The sequence below is a fragment of the Methanobrevibacter sp. genome (assembly GCF_045130115.1).
In the GTDB taxonomy this organism is placed as follows: Archaea; Methanobacteriota; Methanobacteria; order Methanobacteriales; family Methanobacteriaceae; genus Methanocatella.
This window is the reverse complement of the sequence record NZ_JBGUPC010000040.1, coordinates 111,237-131,885: the sequence shown is the minus strand read 5'-3', so window position 1 is coordinate 131,885 and position 20,649 is coordinate 111,237. Positions and strand designations below refer to the sequence as shown.

Sequence of the window (20,649 nt, the reverse complement as noted above, 5' to 3'; positions counted from 1 at the left end):
CCACCTAATCTAAGAATTTCATTGCTTCGTCAACATCAGCATCATGATGGACGATTTCGGAAATTGCACGGGTGATTTTTCCAGGATTTTCTGCCTGGAAGAGGTTACGTCCGAATGCAACTCCTGCTCCACCGACTTCAAGGGAATCCTTAACCATCTGCAACAATTCCTCATCGGTGTCTATTTTCGGTCCGCCGGCAATGACTACAGGCACAATTGCTCCTTCAACAACTTCCTTGAATGAATCAGGGTCTCCTGTGTAATTGGTTTTAACGATATCTACTCCGAGTTCTGATCCTACACGGGCAGCATGCTTTACGAATTCCACATCATGCTCATTTTCAACCTTTTGTCCACGTGGGTACATCATTGCAAGAAGAGGCATGCCCCAGTAGTCACAGGTTTCTGCAATGCGACCTAATTCCTGCAGCATCTGACTTTCGGTTTCTGAACCTAGGTTTACATGAATGGATACTGCATCGGCACCTAACTGAATTGCCTTTTCGACACTTGTTACTGTAACCTTATCGTTTGGGTCCGGTGCAAGTGAGGTACTTGCTGACAAGTGCACGATAAGACCTATATCCTTACCGTAACCACGGTGACCTTGCTTTACAATTCCCTTGTGCATGAGAATAGCATCTGCTCCACCTTGGGAGATTTCTTCAACTGTCTCATCCATATCAATGATTCCAGGAATTGGTCCGCTTGACACACCATGGTCCATAGGTGCAATTACAGTTCTACCAGTATTCCTATTTATGATTCTTTCTAAACGGATTTTTTTACCTATCATTTTTACAACCTTTTTACTTATGAATTATATTTTTAGCGATTATGATATATAATACTAATTATACAAAAGATTAAATCTGATATATTCATTTAAATGAATAATTAATTAGAGATAAAATAATCTAAACAATAATTTAATTTAACGTATTATATTTTTTAAGTTAAATACAAAGTCTACGATAGTCTATACATGTTTTAATATATGGCAACACTTTTGAATTTGAATGGACATTAAATTTAAAATTAACTATTTCTTTAGTTTCGGTGTCCACAAGTCAAATTCCTTTATCAATGGAGGAATGCCCGAATCATGATAGCTTTCAAGATAACCTGTAGTTGTGCGATAATCCTCCTCACCAACACTTGCCGAATTGAAGAATTCCAAAAGTCCACGGTTCCTTATCACCGTATGTTTTGGTTTGAATGTGCTGGACCAGATATAGAACACCTTGAAAGTAGTATCTGGATGATATCCTCCACCCAAATCAATTGCCAATATGTCACATGATTGAGTAATCTTATAAGCTTCGGCAATAATCTCATGCCGGCGAACATCTCCCGGAATGAATTCCACATTTTCGATGTTTTTCATTTCATCGATTGCCTCCGGCGAATTGTCAACGGCAACCACTCTACATTTAGGAGCTATCAGTTTTGTTGTGCCTCCCACATGACATCCCAATTCTATTACCATATCGTCCTCATCGACCAATTCAAGCAGATCACGGCGATATTTTTTTACATCATAACTTAACTTAATCATAAACTATCCCGACATTGTTGAGTTTATCTATATGCAAGTTTTCAACTTCCGCATTTTTGAAGGCATCTTCATTTTCAGCAAATGCAAATACAGTATTTCCAAGCATAGCCATGGAAGTGCCTAAAATATCAGACCTCGAATTAAAATAATCAACTAGATTTTTCACATCGTCAGACATCAATTTTGTCTCATGGGAAAACCTGTTTGAAAAGTCGAGAAAATTCCTTAAGCTTGGCTTTTCCTCAAAATATTCCAGATATTTAAGGCCGACATCGGATATCACCTGCTGATGGTGAGGATCCTGAATGATGCTTGAGGTTTCAATGCCTCCAAAAGTCTTCCAGGCCACAAAGCATTCATGCTTGAATGATTTGATTTTGCCGATTCCAGGAGCGCCAGGTTCAACCCTTAAAACCAGACCTTGGCCTGTTTGTGCAATGACATCGCCCAAACCTGCACCCAGGTTGACTTCAGCCATATGTGCAATCTGACCGCACAGTTCAGCCGAATAGCCCAAATCCAAAAACTCGTTCAGAGAAAGAGTTAGGCTCAGCGCTGAAGCGGCAGAGGTTCCAAATCCTGCTCCAATAGGCAATTGGATGTCCTGTGTTACTTTAAAATCAGTGCCAATTTCCATAATATTCAAGACCTCATCGATTACCGTTGAGTCTCCCTGATTTACATCAACCGTCAATTCACTGGAATCCGAAACGGTTGTCTTGACTCCTTGAGACAATAAAAATCCTGCACCGCATGACCCCTTTTTAAGAGTGATGTCATGTTCTTCAATAGTGAAAAACCCGGTAATGTGGCCAGGAACAAAAACTGAATTTGACATAATAGATAATATGTTTTCAAATTAATTAAAATTTTTTAAAAGTAGTCTAATTTGAAAAAAAATAGAAAAATAAAAGATTAATCGAAGATCATTTGTTTTTACAACACCCAAAAAAGAAGTTTTTAACTTTTCTGACTTTGGATTTACTGTTTTTCTTTTCTCGTTCTTGCCTTTCATGCATATGTCTTCTTGCTTCGGCCATATCACTCATAATTATACCTCACATAAATTTAGTTATACCTAAATATTATTTTGGAAAATATCATATATAAACCTATTCATTAAACGAGACATGAACGCTTTTCTTTGCACAGCATACGCCAGAATCAACAATGGATAAACACATTATAATAATCTAAAAGCAGATTCATATGTGCACAAAAGTGTTGGCGAACGGTTCAAAAAAAAGTTTTAAAATTAAACATTAAAAAAAAAAAGAGAAAAGAATAGAAGTTAAAAAACTTCTATTATTTTTTAAATTTTCTAATTCCTGATACACTAAGGATCAAAAGAACAGCCAATAGCGCAAACAGCGGATTACCAGTTGCCCTTTTTAAGTTCACATCAGTTTCTTTCAAATCTTTAGGTACATGAGAAGTTGTGTTTGTATCGTTTTTCCTATTTGTGTTATTTGAGTCATTTGAATTATTGGTATTGTTGTTGTCGGTTTTATTATCAAATGTTTCTGTAACATTCTCTGCAGTTGTTTCATTGGTTGAATTACTTCCTGCAACAACAATGTTAGTGAAATTACCCACCTTTATGGTTTTGAAGAATACTGTAAATTGAGACCTTTCACCTTCAGCCAAAATGCCATCATAAGTCCATTTGTTTTTGCCGTCAAAGGACCATCTGCCGGATACTGATGTGAAATGATCATATACCAAACCATCAAATTTGAGCTCTTTTACATAAACATCATCCAAATCACAGTCTCCTGTATTTGTGACACGAATCAAGAAGCTTGTCAACTCGCCGACAGCAACCTTTGGAGTCATGGTAATTTTTACCACACTTAACATAGGTTCATGGATAACGGTGTCGTTTTTACCGCTGCCCTCTGTCTGATTGTTGTCAACAGCCACTACATTAGTGAAGGTACCTGCCTTTAAAGTGTTATATATTACCATAATCTCGGCAGACTCGCCCATTTGCAGGGTGCCGTTGTATTGCCATTTAGGCTTGTCCATTGTACCGATGAAAATCCATTTGCCAGTTGAATCGGAAAAGTCCTGATAACTCAAACCTTGAGAATTCATCTCAGTAACATTAATATTGCTTAATTCACATTCACCTGTATTGTTGATGCGAATCATGAAAAACGCAGGCATTCCAACTGTAACTTCCGGAGTCAATGAGACTTTTTCCACAGTCATATTCGGAATATATACAGGGAAAATGACAGTGTCATTTCCGAAAGTGTGATTGGAAAATCCTACAGAAACGTTGTTCTCCATTATTCCTGAATCAGTTACATTGAAAGTTAGAATAACAAATGCAGTTTTGCCAATTTCTAATGTTTCGTTCAGTATCCAAAGATTTTTAGTAGCATCATAAGTCCAATTGAATGGGGATCTGAATGAATCATATACCAATCCATTGCTGAATCCTGTTTCATTTATCCACACTGATGTAAGATTGCATTCACCTGTATTTTTAACAGTGATATTGAAGTCAACATGTTTTCCGATTACTACAGGATTAGTTAAAACCTCTTTTTCAACTGTCAAATTTGTCTTGTTTACAGTGAACACGAATACGTTTTGAGTGGATGAAGGGACAATGATTTCTCCAAAGTTGTAAACCACAGCAGTTCCGTCATGATTTAATTTTAATGCTCCATTGGTTGGAACTCTGAATCCGGAATCATACAATGAAATCACGTCATTAACAATCGCGTTGTTGCTGCTTTTGAAATCATGGTCGGTGAATATATTTATTAAATTTACAAATGATGCATAATCAGATTCGTCATTCCAATATTTGAATATTAGAATTTTAAGATATTCACCTACATACTCTTCAGATAATGAGTTTTGTAAAAACCTTAAATCTTTCCACAATACACCATACTTTGGAACATCTGCGTCTTCCTCAACACAAAAGGCAGTATAGCCATCCACATGTGTTATTCCATTTTCTGGATCATAAGACATATCCATATACTTTGCATCATGCAATGAAATGGAATTTTGTTCTGGATGAATGTTATTGTCTTCAATCAATTCAGTTGCAGCCACTATATACCAACCATCATCGGCGGAATTATCATAAAATTCTGAATTTGAAACATTTGCAAGGATTGTACAAATTGCTCCACCATGGAAAGCTGTGTTTTCAATGAATTTTGAATTTGTGATTGTCGGATAATCAGCACCGATAGCCCCACCATATCCTTTAGCATGATTTTTAATGAATGTACAGTTGTTTATGGTATCTCCTTGCTTGGTACTGGATATTGCTCCACCACCATATCTTCCAGCAGTATTTTCTACAAAAGTATCATTCTCTAAAAAATTACGACCATTTTGATATACAATTGCTCCTCCCAACATTGCTTTGTTGTTATTGAACTTGGAATTTGTTACAGTTGTATTAATTGCATAAGAGTATATTGCTCCACCTTTACTTTCATCAACCCCATTTTCATTAAAAGTACAATTGTTTATTACAGGATTTATAATGTTTTTATTTGAAACAAATTCTGCGATATAAATTGCACCACCTCTGGCAGCCCAATTTTTATCAAATGTACAATTTTCAATGAAATTGTCACTTCCTTTAACAAAAATTGCACCACCATTATCTCTAACGGCATTATCTATGAATTTAGAGTTAGTAATGTTGGATGGTGCCTGAGTATAAATTGCTCCACCAAGATTTGAACCAGTATTATCATTAAATATTTGATTATTCTTAAATGTACAATTATCAACTACTGTATCGGGATTCACAAGACAAATTGCTCCACCATAACTATTTGCAGAATTTCTGTCAAAAGTATTATTTTTTATGAGATTATTTCCTGCACGTGCATAAATAGCACCAGCAAATCCATTTCCGTTACCATAATTTGCATAATTTCTTTCAAAAGTATTATTTGCTATTATAGCTCCACCATAATTATAAATGTTTATGGCTCCACCATATTGCCCATAATTTTTATAAAAATTATTATTAATTAACCTTGCATTAGGCCCATCAATTGCAACTGCACCACCATTTTGTGCAGTATTGCCAGTGAAATAACAATTTTTGATCTCAGTATTTTTACCTTTACTGTAAATTCCACTTCCATAGGCTAACACATCACCATTTTTAATAGTACAATTATCAACTACTAAATTATTTCCAGAATTGAATATTGCTCCTCCACACCATTTAGTTGCACCTTGGGCTGTTGTACCCTCAGTTCCGCCACCATTAATTAATGTTAAACCTTTTAGAACAACACCATCATTGGAAAGGGAAAATATTGAATCAAACTTTTGAGCATTAAATATTGGTTTTGCACCCTCAAATGCCATTACAGTTGTATTTTCCTTTAAATTAATACCTCTATTATATTGACCGCTGTATGTACCATCCATAACATAGATTATGTCATTTTCAGCATAATTAGCATTATTTATTACAGACTTTAAATTAACATAGGGCTTTTCTTGTGATCCATCTCCATTAGTTGAACCTGCTTTTACATACCAGCTGTTTCCAGCACTTAAAGTGTCAGAAACATCATTATTTTCTACAGCCAAATTACCATCTTCTGCTCCAACCCCAAATGAATCCATTTCATTTGAAGCTGCAACAGCATTCAAAAATACTAATAATACAATCAATACCAATAAAATTTTAAATAGTTTATTAAATTTCATTTTTTCCCTCAAAAGAGAGTCAAATCAAACATAAACTAATCAAATTCAATAATTTAATAATATAAATTAAATTTATTCCAGTTAATTTAAACATCTTAATAAATAATATTCCCAATTATCAGCATGCCTATCAATAGCGAAACAGGACTGAATTGACCAATCATGCCCCATTATCAATAACACTAAACCGAAAAATACCAATCATTTTCAGCCAAATTCTGCGAACATTTGATTTTTTATATTTACTTTAAGATTTGATCTAACCCAATAAATCATAGATATATTATTTAAATTATCTATAAATCAAATTTTTATTAATTGATTTTTATTTAAATAAATATTTTTTAAAAAATATTCATTTTTCAACAATAACTATATTTTTTTAAATAACTATTGCGTACAAATATATTAATATACATTATTATTTAAAACTTTTGATAATAAAAAATATAAATAAATGAACAAAATAACAAAAATAATAATACATAAACATATTTTATTTCATGAATATTATTTAAAAAGTAACTATAAGGAATGCGAGACCATTCAACTAATGTAGTAAATAGTTTACATAATCCCATTTATGGAAAAGAAATATGAAAAATATATGACAAAAACAATCTAATATCAATATTGTTTTCCTAATCAAATAATAAAAAAAGAAATTGAAAATTGAATCAATCTTCAATCCAGGATTTTACGGTTTCCTTTGCATCATATACATTTGCGCCGGGAATTGACAGACCATTTTTAATGTCTGCACCTTCACACAGTTTCGCCAAATCCTTTTGTGATGAGCCAAAACCTGATCCTTCATGTGTTACAAAAGGTTTTACAGTTTTTCCCGCAAAATCCAGTTGTTCCAATTGGGTAAACATTGGCATAGGCAATGTGCCCCACCAGTTCGGAAAGCCGATGTATACTGTATCATACTCGGCGATGCTTTCCAAAGTTTCCCTGATTTCAGGCCTTGCATCTGCCTGCTGTTCCTTTTGGGCAACATCGATGCATTCCATGTAGTCTGCAGGATATTCAACTGCCGGTTCAACCTTAAACAGATCTGCACCATCCAGTTCCTGGATGTATTCGGCAATCACTTCGGTATTTCCCTTTTCAATGTTTTTGAGTTCTCCTCCGAAGTAGTTTTCACCACTTCTTGAAAAATATATTACAATGCTTGACATATCATCACCTTAGTTGCGATTATCAACAATCAAGAATTAAAAAAAATAATGGGAAATAGTCTATTGACTATTCCTTAATTGAACGAGCGAGTTCTGCTCCTTTTTCAAACGCTTCAGCTAAAACGTCTTCATCAGGTACAAACAATACATCCAATGTATCGGTTACGGTAAATCCTGCTTCCTCAAGGTCACGTTGGAGTTTTGCAACAGCTCCTCCACCCCATCCTTTGGATGAGAAGATTAAAGCGCTTTTCTCGCTCCCGGTTCCTTTGAAGTTGACACAGTCAAGCCAGTACATCATGTTACCGATTCTTGGGAACGGCTTGTTCATCATTGTAGGAGCACCGAGTGCAATTGCCTTGGAGTCCAGAATATCTGTAATTACGTCATCAGGTCCGTCTTCCTGCATGAAGTACATTGCAACTTCAACTCCTTCGCTCATGATACCTTCAGCAATTTGGTATGCCAATTTCTCGGTTGAGTGGTGCATGGTGTCAAAGATAACTGTGATTTTGTCCTTACATACACCGGATCCCCATTCTGTGTATTTTTCAACAATTGGAGCCGGATTTTTCCAGATTTGACCATGACAAGGTGCAATCATCTTGATGTCATTGATTAATCCGGTATTGGTCAATTCATCCAGTTTCATCCTAAGCATTGGGGAGCCTAAAGTCACCAGGTTAGCATAGTATTTCTGTGCTTCCCTAAGAAGGTAGTTTGTGTCATAATCCTCATCGAATCTTTTGGAATGAGCCACATGCTGTCCGAATGCGTCATTTGAGAACAGTATGCCTTCTTCTGCGAGCAGTGTGAACATGCTGTCAGGCCAGTGAAGCATTGGTGCGGAAATGAATTTTAGAGTTCTTCCTCCGATGTCCAGTTCATCACCTGTTGCAACGGCGTTGATTTCTAAATCACCGAAATTGTGATATTGTGCTTCAAGGAAGTTTATACAATTTTGTGATGCATAGATTTCAGCATCAGGATTGTATTCTTCTATAGTTTGTCTTAAGAATGTGGAATGGTCCATTTCTGAGTGGTTTTGAACGAATACGTCAATCTTGAATTCTTTGCCTTCCTGTTCGAATGCATCCTTTACTCTTGCATCGAACTGCTCGAACATTCCTCTGTAAACATTATCAATCAATACGGTTTTTTCTTCACCGAATACCAAGTATGCATTGTATGTGGTTCCCGGAATTCCATATCCATGGAAAGTCCTGCTGTGCCAATGGATTACACCAACCCAATAAACACCATCTGCCATTTTAACTGCTTTTGCTTTCATTTTTATACCTCAAAATTTTTAGGTTATATAACTATATATTCTATATTCTATATAAATTATTATATGACAAAAAGAATTGATTTACATATGCACAGTTTATTCAGTGACGGGGAACTGTTGCCCTCAGAACTTGCAAGAAGGGCATTGAAACTGAACCATGAAGCCATAGCTATTACAGACCATGTGGACTGGTCAAACGTTGATACTATACCTGCAATCCAGGATGCAATTGATGACATCAACAGCAACTGGGACATTACAGTCGTTTTGGGTGCAGAAGTGACCCATGCCCCATGCGAATCAATTGACGGGATTGCCGCTCGCGCAAAGGATTTGGGCGCTAAGATTGTGGTTGTTCATGGAGAGACATTGAACGAACCAGTTACTCCAGGAACCAACAGGGCGGCTGTTGAATCCGAACATGTTGACATCTTAGGCCATCCTGGTCTGATTACCGTTGAGGAAGCTGAAATCGCAAAGGAAAACGATATTTACTTAGAAATTTCCGCAAGGCAGGGACATTGTCTTGGAAACGGCCATGTGGCAAACATTGCACGTGAAGTTGGAAACAATCTGCTCGTGAACACCGATACACACTCACCTGACAACATCATAACCTTTGAAAAGTCATATGAAATCGCTTTAGGTGCGGGACTGACACATGAAGAGGCAATGAATGCAATTGTAGACAATCCAAGGGAACTGCTTTCCAAAAAAGGGATTTTATGAAGGCATCAAAACTGCTGTCAATGATTAGAAAAGATCTGGAAAATTATCCAATAGACTATCTGAGAAACAAGGTAACCGACCCACGATATAGGGATCCTTTAACAAAAAAACTCGCCAAATACAATTCTGAAGTCTATGACGAGATTTATGCTGTGGAAATCACCGATGACTTTGAAATAAAGGACGGCGTCATCAAGAATATGCGTGCAGACATAGGGTTTTATTTTGAAAGGTATGCCGGTGGAGATGATGAGACCAAACGATTCACCGAAAACATATCCTTGTATCTGGCGTTGATTGCCAAAAAGCCACTTCATCCATTTTCCGAAGATAAAAGTGATGATGTGCACTATTCAAATGGCGAATACTACTGCAAACCTCGCTTGACAGCCCTTCATGACGAAAGGTCACTTTGCAGGTACTGCGTATGTAAAAATATGGGATTCAGCGGGATGTTTTACTGAATTCCCAGTAATCTTTTGATGACAAGACATCCAAAAAGAACTTCTTTTTTACCGGACCAAGCTGAGTCAAAAAGTCCTCATAATATTGAGTGCGTTTAATTGATTCATAGTCTCTTTTAATTAAATCAAACATATGAGGTTTGTCTTTTAATGGCATGTCCCTCAGAGCAAATCGAGGCCCATTGATTTTATAGGCAAGTAGGTCAAACTTGTATGCATCATACCATCCATTTTCTATAAAGATTCTCATAAGTTCCTGTCCGGCAGGCACCGTGTCGAAGAACTTCTCGTCAACCACATTGGTGATTGATTTGGTGTGCTTTCTTCTGACATACAATGGCTTTTTTAATATTGAGATTCTTTCAGCTTTCAGAAAAACATAGTAAAAAAACGGCATGTCCTCAAAGAATATACCTTCAGGGAATTTTGCATTGATTCTTTTGAGGAATTCATGGCTGTAAATCTTCTGGCAAACCCCAACTGACAGGTCAAATATCGAACCTGGAGTTTCCTGAGGTTTGAAAGCCCTGTTTTCAAAGTTCTCATCAAAAGTTTTCATGTCAAACCAGTCATTACCATAATACTTCTCACCATCATAGTTGATCATCTGAAAAAATGTCAAGTCCGTGCCAAATTTGGTGATCTCCCCATAGGCAATCTCCAATGCATCCGGACAGAACCAATCGTCCGAGTCCAGATACATTATGTAATCCCCATTGGCCATTTTCAGAGCATTGTTTCTGGCTGCTCCTGGACCCTGATTTGATTGGTTGATGATTCTGATTCTATCGTCGCTGAATGAGTTAATAGCATCCAAGGTATTGTCTGTTGACCCATCATTCACAATGATTAACTCAAAATCACCCATTGTTTGTGCCAAAACGCTTTCAACTGACTTTTTAATATATTTCTGAGAATTGAAAGCCGGAAGTATAACAGATATCTTTACCATGATACTATTTTAAAGATTATTGTATAAAAAATTAGTTAAGTTAAATTTCTAAATTAATAATTTACTCTGATGTTAAAAATAATTTATATCATCCAAACATGATAATTTTACAAAAATAGAACCAATATTAAATTATTTTGCATGAGATTCTTTTATCAATATTATATCTCTCATTTTTTAACCTGATGTGGATAGGATATTTCCCTTTGGCCAATTTTGAGGTTTTGATTTTCAAAACTCCATTAGAATCTGTTTTCAGATTATATTTTTTGAAATTGACAGAAACCTGAAACTTAGTTTTCTTGATAGGCTTTTTAGAGATAATAGTTAAAATCTTAACATTTAAATTGGAATGCTTCTTAATTTTTTTAGGTGCAACAACATGACATGATCCTTTGGATATTTTTATTTCAGATTTTTCATTTTTAAATTGGATGTTTTTATCTCCGGCATAGAACTTAACGACATGTTTTCCCAAAGAAAGTCCAGATGTATCAAATTCAACCAAACCATTTTGATTGGCCCTAAGATTCAATGTATAATGACTTTTACCGGAATATACTTTCAGCTTAACGCAAGCCCCACTGATTACATTATTTGTTTCCTTATTTTTAACATAAAACTTGAATGATTTGCCGGAATTATATTTTGCAGAAATCTTTTTTGAAACCAACTTTACCGGTGCCTTAATAACATTTATTGTAATGGGTTCATAATCACAAAGCCAAGAGTCAGTCTTAATACTCAAAGAATACTTACCGCATTTTAAATCAAATGGGACAATAAAATTCAGCATGCCTTTCGAAGAAGTTTCCAGCCAATCAGTCTTATAAGTTTTGCTTCCGGATAGGAATTTTAACTGGAATTTTTGCGCAAGAGACACTTTCCAAGGAGACGATAACTTTATTGATAGTTGAACATCCCTGAAATACATTCTGGTTTGTTTTACGGAAAGATGAAATATACCATAGACATTTGCCCCTATTGGTGCATTATTGCTAATGTATATACAATTTGAAGTTGAAACTTGAATCTTTTTACAATAAACACCACCACCTCTTTTAGATGCATTATTTTGAATGAAAATACTATTATTTATAATAATATTATCACTCAATAAATTGATTGCACCCCCATATTTGGCACTATTATTATTGAAATTCAAAGACATGAACTTTGTTATACCTTTATATGCATAAATTGCCCCACCATTACCCAATGCAGTATTTTGATTGAAACTGGAATTTGAAATCTCCAAATTAGCAGAATTTGCATAAATTGCCCCACCATTTTTTTCAGCAACATTATTAGATAAATTGCAACCCTCAATTAACACATTACTACCATTGCCATTGAAAGGATGAATATAAATAGCACCCCCTTTTATAGCATGATTTGATTCAAAGAGACAATTTTTAACAACAGCCTGAATAGAAGCATCAAAAGTGACAATTCCTCCCACGTCAGTAGCTACATTATTTCTGAATATGGAATCTAAAATCTCACCCTTTCCAAATTCATCCAAATAAATTGCAGTATTAGTTCTTGAAGTATTGTTCTCAAATAAACAATTTCGAATAAATAAAGTGGATAATTTATAGGTAACATCATTATAACTAACAACAAGAATTGTTGAAAGGTAAGCATTGTTACTTTTGAAAACAGAATCATAAATATTAAGACTGGAATCAATTCCAACACATAAAGCACTGCCCATTCCTTTTTTGAATTGATTCCATTCCAGGTCACTCTCACGAATGCTAGTATTATTGGAAAATATACATGAATAGATATTAATGTTGGTTGTGCTTTCAGACATAATGGCCGCCCCATTGGCATTGTAAACCTCATTACTATTGAAAATACAATTTTTTAAGGTTAAATTGGAATTTCTGCTTAAAAAAATCGCACCGCCATCGTCTTCACTGAAACAATTTTTAAATGTCAAATCCTCTAAAACAACATTGCAGTTGGATTCAATTAAAAATCCTCTTGCCTGATGATTTCCATCAATGTATACATTGCCCTTGACAGTTACATTTTTAGAGATAATGACACCATCTTCATCATCCACACTATCATCAAATTTATAATCAGAAGTTAAATTGATAATTGATTTATCATCCAGAGCATTAATATGGTCTGTTAAGTTTGAATACGAATCAGTATTATTTTCAGCACAAACTATATTGATTGTAAAAAATAAAATAAAAAATATCAGCAATATTTTTTTAGATATCCCTTGCAAATAATTCCCCAATTTTTCTTATTAAATTTAATTATATGCAATTTAATATATAAATTTTAATCAATTAGCCTCTAATAACATTTTTAAAAATTTACAATGAAATTAACGAACATGAACTAATTTTTTATTAAAATGGAACAAAATCTGCCAATATCATTAACATCCACTTTTCTAAAATGAATATTCTATTAAAATCTGGTTTTAAGTGATTCGAATTTTTAGGGAATAGGGTTTGGGGAAATATTAACTTATTTTCCTACCTTCTTTTCTACCATAACGTTCATAGTGAAGCAAAGGATTCATTCCATGCTCTTTGATATCAGGATAAGTAGTATGATATCCATTAACACTAAATTCAGGACTAGGGTCATACCCCTTTGCATAACCAATATTTAAAAAATGCAAAACAGGATCCATACCCTCATTTATATCATAAGTACTTACATACCATTCCTTATCAAAATAAGGAGAATTTGAAATCAGGTTATAATCATCTTGACGCCTTTCATCTGAAAAATAGATTTCTCTATTTTCTTTTCTTCCAACTAATTCATAATGAACCAGAGGATTTATTAAAAGTTTTTTTACATCCCTATTACTATCAAAATACTCCTGAGTATAGAAATCAGGACCCGGATTATACCTTTCAATATAACCTTTATGCAAATAATGCTCAACGCAATCAACATCATCACTTAAATCATAAGTGCTTGCATACCACTCCTTATCAAAATAAGGCGAATTCAATATCAAATCATAATCACGTTTATTCATTTCATCAATTCTAATTACACGATTCTCTTTTTTACCATACAACTCATAATGGATTAATGGGTTAAGTCCTTTAGATTTAACGTCCTTATTGCATTCACAATATTCATAGATACTAAAATTAGGTCCCGGATTATATCCTTTTTCAGCACCAATTAATAAAAAATGAATAATTGAATCAGTGTTATCTTCTAAATTATATGTATCTTTATACCACTGGTCATCAAAGTATTCTGAATTTAAAATCCTGAAATAATCGGGCATTTTAGGAAAAACCCTATCAAAATTAACATCTTTAATAAAAAGATAGAATTTATTAAATTTCCGCCTATATAAATCATTTAAAATAAATTTCACTTCATTAAAAAGAGATTTTTCTTCAATTGGAAAAACAGAACCGTATTCCTTTAAATCCCTAACATGATCTTTAAACGTAAATATGTAATCATATTTTTCCAAATTATTCCATTTATCCCAATTATCCTTAACGATTGCAATTTTTATAGGATTATAATGTTTTAATATATCTGGTTCAAAACTATAATCATCAGAAATAAAAATCTGCTTAGAAAAATTATTATTTTTTCTTAAAGAAATTCTTAATTTGAATTTTTTGATTAAAATTAGGATTAATTGATCTGTTGATTTTTCAATTGATTCATAATTTTTTAACTCATTTAAATCAACTAAATTATTAATTAACAGATTTTTATCCTTTGTAAAATATGAAACATCAAATGTTTTATAAACAGTTTTAAAGTCATATTCCATTAAATCAAAAGTGAATAAATAATTTTCAATACTTTTTTTATTTAAATGTTTTTTTAAAGTATTATTTCCACCAGTAAAATTTAATAAACTATCTTTAATTGATATAAAATCACCCACTAATTATAAAATATTTCATAGTCTTATAGTATATATAATTATCATTATATTTAAATTGATAAATAACTCTTTTAAAATGTGTGATTTCACTATTTATTTAAAATAATTTAATTTTAACAGAAATTTTGTTAAAATCATGGGGTATTTTGTTATTTTTAATTGAATATCCCATCTTATTATCTAATCAATTTAAATATCGATAATATGAGAAAATTAATTATTATAATTTAAATTTAAGGAAATTTTAATAAGAATAAAAATTAAAACATTATATTATAATATTTGTAAAATTGCGTGGTTTTTAAATGGCAACTATTAATAAAAAATTTTATAATAATGAAACTGAATACAGTGACGGTTCAATTGAGGATGAAATACTTAATATAGTTAAGAGTACTGATGATTTAGAATCAATTCTAATTAATGATTCACGCTGGCCAGTATTTTATCATTTATCTTATTTAAGAGAAAATTTATTAAATTGGTATCCTTTTAAAGAAGATGCAAATCTTTTAGAAATCGGTGCAGGTTGTGGAGCATTAACCGGACTGTTCTGTAATAAAGTTTCAAAAGTTACAGCTGTTGAACTAACTGATAGAAGATCACAAATTATATACAACAGACATAAAAATCACTCAAATCTAGAAATTTTTCCAGGAAATCTTAATAATATGGAATTTGAGGAAAAATTCGATTATATTATTTTATGTGGCGTTCTCGAATATGCTACTCGATTTACACCAACAGATAATCCTCATGTCGATTTTTTAAAAAAAATTAAAAGTATGTTAAAAGAAGATGGTGTGATTTTAGTTGCTATTGAAAATCGAATAGGATTAAAATATTTTTCAGGATCAAAAGAAGACCATTTAGCCCAAAGCTTTTTAGGTATTGACAATTATCTAAACATTGATAATGTTAAAACTTTTTCTCGATTTGAGTTAGAAGAAGTTATTAAAGAAGCAGGCTTTGATAATTATAAATTTTTTTACCCTTATCCTGATTATAAGTTTCCAAAAATTATTCACACTGATGACTTAATAGAAGAAATGCCTGTTTTGACTAATGCACCAAATCATGATTATGAAAAAATTAAACTATTTAATGATGGAAACATGAATTTAACATTATCAAAAGAGAATATTTCTAAATATTTTGCTAACTCATTTTTAGTCGAACTTAGACATGATAAATCCATATCAAAAACAGATAAGATTAAATATTCTAAATTAAGTGCTCGTAGAAAAAAGCAATTTAGAACCGGAACACAAATCTATGAAAAAGATAATGAGATTGTTGTATCTAAATTTCCTTTGAACCCAACCTCTAAAAAACATCTTGAAAATATGAATACATACTCAAAAAATTATTTTGGTAAAATAAAATGTTTAGACAGTATTTTAGAAAATGAAAATTTAGTTTATTCCTATATTGATGAATTAAATATATCAAATATCATAACGAATTTCTTACTTAAAGATTCCTCTAAAAAACAAGCTATTGATGAATTAAAAAACATTTATGACGCTATTAAATTCAATTCTTCAAAAAATGATAATTATCATACTTCTAAATTTTCAGAGGTGTTCGGAGAAGAAAAAATTAATGAACCTTTACACTGTCATAAAGTCTCTAATTTAGATTTTATTTTTAATAATTTGTTTTATGTGAATGATGAACTTTTAGTTATCGATTATGAGTGGTGTTTTGATTTTCCAATTCCAATTGAATTTATTTTTTGGAGGTCAATAAATTATGAATCTCACCATAATCATACTTTTAGGAAATATTTTTCAATTGAAGAAATTTTTGATAATTTAAAATTAAATAAAAAATGGATTCCTACATTCCAGAATTGGGAAGACAATTTTATGGAATATGTAGGCGGACCTGTTCTTCCTAAACAGAAGATTATACTAGGAAAACAAATTATTCATGATTTAAATCATTATAAAAAATTATCAAATGACCAAGAAAAAGAGATAAATAAATTAAATAAAAAAATAAAGAAACTAGAAAAGAATAACGAAAAGCTAAATAAAAAAAATAAGAAACTAGAAAAGAATAACAAAAAACTAAATAAAAACTTAAAAATAATGGAAAATTCACATTCTTGGAAAGTAACATCTCCATTAAGAAAGATTAAAAAAAAATTTAAATAATTTAGAAATTCCTCTCATGTAACCTAATGCTTCCCTTTTGATAAATTTTTGTGTAATTTTCATGCTGCCATTTAGTATTAGTGATAATATAATCATACTTAGTTTGATTAAATTCCTTTAAATCAAAACCTAAAAATATCCATCTATCCGCATGAGATCCTGAAAGATTCACTAAATCAACCTTCTTATTGAAATACCATTCATAAGGCCTTATTCCAGCTGATGCACCAATTTCTTTATTCATATAATTATCATCATGGCTAATTAAATAATTAGCAACAGAATCAATTTGTAAAGCATAATTATCATATTCTACTGTACTTGTGAAATTAAAAATCATGAATAATAACAGAATTATGAAAATAATGGTTAAAAACCTTGATATAAACTGATTATCATTAACTTTAAATTTATTTTCGCTTAAATTAGGATTGTCAAAACCATTTTCAAAGAATTTCAAAACCTGATTCAAAGAATAAATCACAAAGTATACGAATGCTGGAAAAGTTGGTAAAATATATCTTATGGCTTTTATATCCATTAAAGAAAAAACAATTAAATAAAATGCAAACAGACAAAAACAAATTAATGATATGCCGATATTATCAATATTTCCATAATATATTTTTGCTAAATGCATCAAAATTATACAAATAGCCCATATTGAAAATAAAGTTATCAGATAATTAGTTTTTAATCCAATAATTGAAACACAACATAAAACGAAAATTAATAAACAGAGAAACTTATGTTCAAAAATTTTTCCAACAAAGCATTTAATAATATTAGTGGATTTTTTTACTTTTAATAAGAATCCAGATATCAAAATTAAGAGTATTAGATATGCTAAAGGAGAAGGATTGTTAAATTTTGGAATAAGTCCGCTGAATGTTATTTTATTACAATATAAAAAATGTAGATAATTTGTTATATAAAAAAATTTATCTTCAATATAATTAACTTGATTAGAAGGATTATTTGAAGTAAAATGATTTAAAGATCCAGAAGCCATTCCAAAATAACTCAAATCTGAACCCATGGACACTAAAACATGGAAAACATACAGTAATAATGTTAACGAAATGATACTTGAGATACAGATCCATTTAAATTCGTTACTTTTAATAAAATCAACTGATTTTTTAATAAATAATCTCCTGTCATATATCAGATTCTTAACTAATTCAATTACATCATGATTTTTAAGCATATACAAAGCAATTAGAGCTATTATATATGCATTTGTATATCTGGTGAAAAATGACAGTATAACTGAAATTCCCGCTAAAACATAAAATCTATTATCCTTATCTATGGCAAATGTGAAAATTAAAGTCCATATTATCATCGAAACAGCAGGAACGTCCAACAATCCACATGCAAAATACAGCAAAGTTAATGAAAAACTGGAATATAAAAGTGCACCTGTGAAACTTAATAAAGGTGAAAACCTAATCTTAAGAAGGACATACATTCCTAAAATTCCTAAAATTCCAAAAAATCCTGTTACAATAAATATTGAAAGAACATCAACAAATCCCAATTTAAATAAAATCGAAGTTAAATAACAAATTACGGGCGAATTTGCCAAATATGTGGGGTTAGAAATATTATTAACATTTAAACCAGCAAAATCTAATGCCGCCGCTAAATAAACATAAAGATCAGAAGAGAAAGCCCCTCTTGTTTGATGAAATCTTATTAACATTACCGTAATTAACAGACTAATCACAAACAATATTAACAGATAATATTTGTCTTCCTCATACAAATTTATTTTATTAAAGAAACAGGAAATATTCATTTTAATCATCACACGTCCCACAAAGGAGTTTTATATCCTAATTTTTCAGCTAATTCTGGTTCCCATTGATTTTTTGAATACATCAAATCAAAGTCATCCTTGTTCTTTTTAAGTTTATTTGTTGCCTGTTGAAACTTATGATACACCTTGGCATCGGAGGTTTGATATATTTTTAATCCTAAAACATGACGAACATAATTTGAAAATATTCTGTCTGAACGATAATGCCTTCCAAGTTCCGGATCCAAACCTAAACTTCTATTATAAACCTCTCTTTTTATATAAGTGCAGAAAAACGGAGCAAAATTCAATTCCAGAATTTCACCATCGTGAAACAAAGGAACATTGACAATATTTTTATGGGTTTTAGATGGGGTTACATCACATTCATAATGGAAATTCGCATAAGGAACATTATTATTAATTCTTGAATCACTATTAAATAGAATTTCCTGAGGAACCATAATGCCGCAATCATCTATTTTATAAGCATAATACTGCATTGCTTCCAATGCACCTTTTGTCAAAATAGCATCATTGTTTAAAAGTAAAATATCAGAGTCTTCACCAGATATAGAAATGCCCTGTTCAACGGCATATGTAAAACCATAATTAGTCTCATTCTGAATTAATTTAATTTTATCTTCTGAATATAACTCATTTAGAAAATCTTTAACAGTATCATTAGAATTATTATCAACAACAATAATGTCAATCAATGGTGAATTAAATGATAAAATTGTATCAATATTCTCTTTAAGGTCATCTAAGAGTTCATAACTTGGAATTACAATGCTGATTTTTTTAGTTAATTGATATTTTAAAGAAAAATCTTTTTTATTATCAATTAAACGATGAATTAATTCAATACTCTCCTCATCATCATTACTTTTAATATTAGTTTTAGATTGTAAAATAGGTATTGAATACATTTTATAATTATTTGATATATTTAAAATAAAATGCCAATCATCTAAAGAATTCAAAGACTCATTAAATTTTATTTCATCAATTAAAGATTTTTTATGAGCAAAGGCACTTAAGGAAATGTAATTCCTATTATATAACAAGGATTTGTTATATGCACCAAATTGTATTCCTGAAATTTTATTCCAATCATGATTATAAACTAATTGGCCTGAATATATAGCTTTTGCATCAGATAACTTCAAAAATGCCCCCATCATTGTTTTTAAGTATTCTTCACACCAAACATTCCCACAATCTATATAAAAAACATATTCTCCATTTACATTATTTAATGCCAAATTTCTGCAATAAGAAAAACCTTTTCGTTCACCGTTAAAAATTACCTGAACATTGGAGTTATCAATTGAATTTAATAGAGTGACAGTTTTATCATCACTGGCATCATCAACTATAATCAATTCATAGTTTTTGTATGTCTGATTAAAAATAGAATTGAGTGTTTCTGAAATTTCAGATTCATTGTTGAAAACAGGAAGGATAATAGAAAGCAATGGTTGATTATCTTCATCAACATCGTTCCTTAAATATTTTGCTAAATGATCCATAAATGCAAAACATCGTTTATCTTCAAATGTGAACGGAGATTTAATTGTCGGAGAAACATAAAATTTTGATAGGATTCCCTCAAAATCAAAAAATAAATAATCACTTTCATATTTCTTGAATAATCGGTCATTATTCTTTTTAAGATTCTTATTTTCTTTTTTTAAGGAGTTTATTTTATCTTGTTTTTTCTTTAAATCCTTTTCTCTTTTTTTTAAGGTTTCATAACCATTTTTATAATGATTATAACTATTACTTTTATTTAAGATTTTTTGAAGAAAATCCACATTATCCCTCTAATTACATGATTATCAATATTAATACAACTTATCCATGACCATTACAACTTTAC

Annotated in this window: 15 protein-coding genes; 3 read left to right on the top strand and 12 right to left on the bottom strand. The window is 31.5% G+C overall.

Annotation, left to right across the window (positions count from 1 at the left end):
• Positions 1-4: 4 nt before the first annotated feature.
• From ACJMML_RS07220 to ACJMML_RS07190, 7 genes are all read right to left on the bottom strand, one after another.
• On the bottom strand, positions 5-796 hold the full coding sequence (locus ACJMML_RS07220) for a 2-amino-3,7-dideoxy-D-threo-hept-6-ulosonate synthase (protein WP_405306659.1): 792 nt from the start codon (positions 794-796) through the stop codon (positions 5-7).
• Positions 797-1,042: 246 nt separating this feature from the next.
• A complete protein-coding gene (locus ACJMML_RS07215) occupies positions 1,043-1,558 on the bottom strand; it encodes a class I SAM-dependent methyltransferase (RefSeq protein WP_405306658.1) in 516 nt (171 codons plus the stop codon).
• Entirely contained in the window at positions 1,551-2,396 is an 846-nt protein-coding gene (locus ACJMML_RS07210; protein WP_405306657.1) for a pantoate kinase, read from the bottom strand. The genes ACJMML_RS07215 and ACJMML_RS07210 overlap by 8 nt, the downstream gene beginning before the upstream one ends.
• A gap of 88 nt (positions 2,397-2,484) precedes the next feature.
• Positions 2,485-2,607, bottom strand: coding sequence for a hypothetical protein (locus tag ACJMML_RS07205; protein WP_405306656.1), 123 nt, complete (start codon positions 2,605-2,607; stop codon positions 2,485-2,487).
• Between the two features lie 256 nt (positions 2,608-2,863).
• Positions 2,864-6,271: a right-handed parallel beta-helix repeat-containing protein gene (locus tag ACJMML_RS07200; protein ID WP_405306655.1), complete on the bottom strand. Its 3,408-nt coding sequence runs from the start codon at positions 6,269-6,271 to the stop codon at positions 2,864-2,866.
• Positions 6,272-6,948: 677 nt separating this feature from the next.
• Complete coding sequence (locus ACJMML_RS07195) at positions 6,949-7,455, bottom strand: flavodoxin (protein ID WP_405306654.1); 507 nt, start codon at positions 7,453-7,455, stop codon at positions 6,949-6,951.
• Between the two features lie 67 nt (positions 7,456-7,522).
• The gene (locus tag ACJMML_RS07190) at positions 7,523-8,746 is read right to left on the bottom strand and encodes an FprA family A-type flavoprotein (RefSeq protein WP_405306653.1); all 1,224 of its coding nucleotides are present in this window, start codon (positions 8,744-8,746) and stop codon (positions 7,523-7,525) included.
• 63 nt (positions 8,747-8,809) lie between these two features.
• On the opposite strand from ACJMML_RS07190, the gene ACJMML_RS07185 reads away from it, so the two are divergent.
• Together ACJMML_RS07185 and ACJMML_RS07180 are read left to right on the top strand one after the other, a co-directional pair.
• Entirely contained in the window at positions 8,810-9,475 is a 666-nt protein-coding gene (locus ACJMML_RS07185; protein WP_405306652.1) for a histidinol phosphate phosphatase domain-containing protein, read from the top strand.
• On the top strand, positions 9,472-9,939 hold the full coding sequence (locus tag ACJMML_RS07180) for a DUF2115 family protein (RefSeq protein WP_405306651.1): 468 nt from the start codon (positions 9,472-9,474) through the stop codon (positions 9,937-9,939). The genes ACJMML_RS07185 and ACJMML_RS07180 overlap by 4 nt, the downstream gene beginning before the upstream one ends.
• Here the strand turns inward: ACJMML_RS07180 and ACJMML_RS07175 are convergent.
• From ACJMML_RS07175 to ACJMML_RS07165, 3 genes are all read right to left on the bottom strand, one after another.
• Positions 9,920-10,891 (bottom strand): glycosyltransferase family 2 protein, encoded by a 972-nt coding sequence (locus tag ACJMML_RS07175; protein WP_405306650.1) that lies wholly within the window; start codon positions 10,889-10,891, stop codon positions 9,920-9,922. The two genes, ACJMML_RS07180 and ACJMML_RS07175, sit on opposite strands and share 20 nt — an antisense overlap.
• 127 nt (positions 10,892-11,018) lie before the next feature.
• The gene (locus ACJMML_RS07170; protein ID WP_405306649.1) at positions 11,019-13,139 is read right to left on the bottom strand and encodes a right-handed parallel beta-helix repeat-containing protein; all 2,121 of its coding nucleotides are present in this window, start codon (positions 13,137-13,139) and stop codon (positions 11,019-11,021) included.
• 243 nt (positions 13,140-13,382) lie between these two features.
• Entirely contained in the window at positions 13,383-14,798 is a 1,416-nt protein-coding gene (locus tag ACJMML_RS07165) for a hypothetical protein (RefSeq protein WP_405306648.1), read from the bottom strand.
• 305 nt (positions 14,799-15,103) lie between these two features.
• Here ACJMML_RS07165 and ACJMML_RS07160 point away from each other — a divergent pair, with 305 nt between their 5' ends.
• Positions 15,104-16,960 (top strand): class I SAM-dependent methyltransferase, encoded by a 1,857-nt coding sequence (locus ACJMML_RS07160; protein ID WP_405306647.1) that lies wholly within the window; start codon positions 15,104-15,106, stop codon positions 16,958-16,960.
• Between the two features lies 1 nt (position 16,961).
• Here the strand turns inward: ACJMML_RS07160 and ACJMML_RS07155 are convergent, their stop codons facing one another.
• Positions 16,962-18,773: a glycosyltransferase family 39 protein gene (locus ACJMML_RS07155; RefSeq protein ID WP_405306646.1), complete on the bottom strand. Its 1,812-nt coding sequence runs from the start codon at positions 18,771-18,773 to the stop codon at positions 16,962-16,964.
• Positions 18,773-20,584, bottom strand: a complete 1,812-nt coding sequence (locus ACJMML_RS07150; RefSeq protein ID WP_405306645.1) for a glycosyltransferase — start codon at positions 20,582-20,584, stop codon at positions 18,773-18,775. The genes ACJMML_RS07155 and ACJMML_RS07150 overlap by 1 nt, the downstream gene beginning before the upstream one ends.
• Positions 20,585-20,649 lie beyond the last annotated feature (65 nt).

Bases quoted from the DNA above. Each gene is read 5' to 3' on its own strand.
- ACJMML_RS07220 (WP_405306659.1), bottom strand. From the start codon at position 796: ATGATAGGTAAAAAAATCCGTTTAGAAAGAATCATAAATAGGAATACT.
- ACJMML_RS07180 (WP_405306651.1), top strand. From the start codon at position 9,472: ATGAAGGCATCAAAACTGCTGTCAATGATTAGAAAAGATCTGGAAAAT.
- ACJMML_RS07185 (WP_405306652.1), top strand. From the start codon at position 8,810: ATGACAAAAAGAATTGATTTACATATGCACAGTTTATTCAGTGACGGG.
- ACJMML_RS07175 (WP_405306650.1), bottom strand. From the start codon at position 10,891: ATGGTAAAGATATCTGTTATACTTCCGGCTTTCAATTCTCAGAAATAT.
- ACJMML_RS07160 (WP_405306647.1), top strand. From the start codon at position 15,104: ATGGCAACTATTAATAAAAAATTTTATAATAATGAAACTGAATACAGT.
- ACJMML_RS07210 (WP_405306657.1), bottom strand. From the start codon at position 2,396: ATGTCAAATTCAGTTTTTGTTCCTGGCCACATTACCGGGTTTTTCACT.
- ACJMML_RS07200 (WP_405306655.1), bottom strand. From the start codon at position 6,271: ATGAAATTTAATAAACTATTTAAAATTTTATTGGTATTGATTGTATTA.
- ACJMML_RS07190 (WP_405306653.1), bottom strand. From the start codon at position 8,746: ATGAAAGCAAAAGCAGTTAAAATGGCAGATGGTGTTTATTGGGTTGGT.
- ACJMML_RS07155 (WP_405306646.1), bottom strand. From the start codon at position 18,773: ATGATTAAAATGAATATTTCCTGTTTCTTTAATAAAATAAATTTGTAT.
- ACJMML_RS07195 (WP_405306654.1), bottom strand. From the start codon at position 7,455: ATGTCAAGCATTGTAATATATTTTTCAAGAAGTGGTGAAAACTACTTC.
- ACJMML_RS07215 (WP_405306658.1), bottom strand. From the start codon at position 1,558: ATGATTAAGTTAAGTTATGATGTAAAAAAATATCGCCGTGATCTGCTT.
- ACJMML_RS07205 (WP_405306656.1), bottom strand. From the start codon at position 2,607: ATGAGTGATATGGCCGAAGCAAGAAGACATATGCATGAAAGGCAAGAA.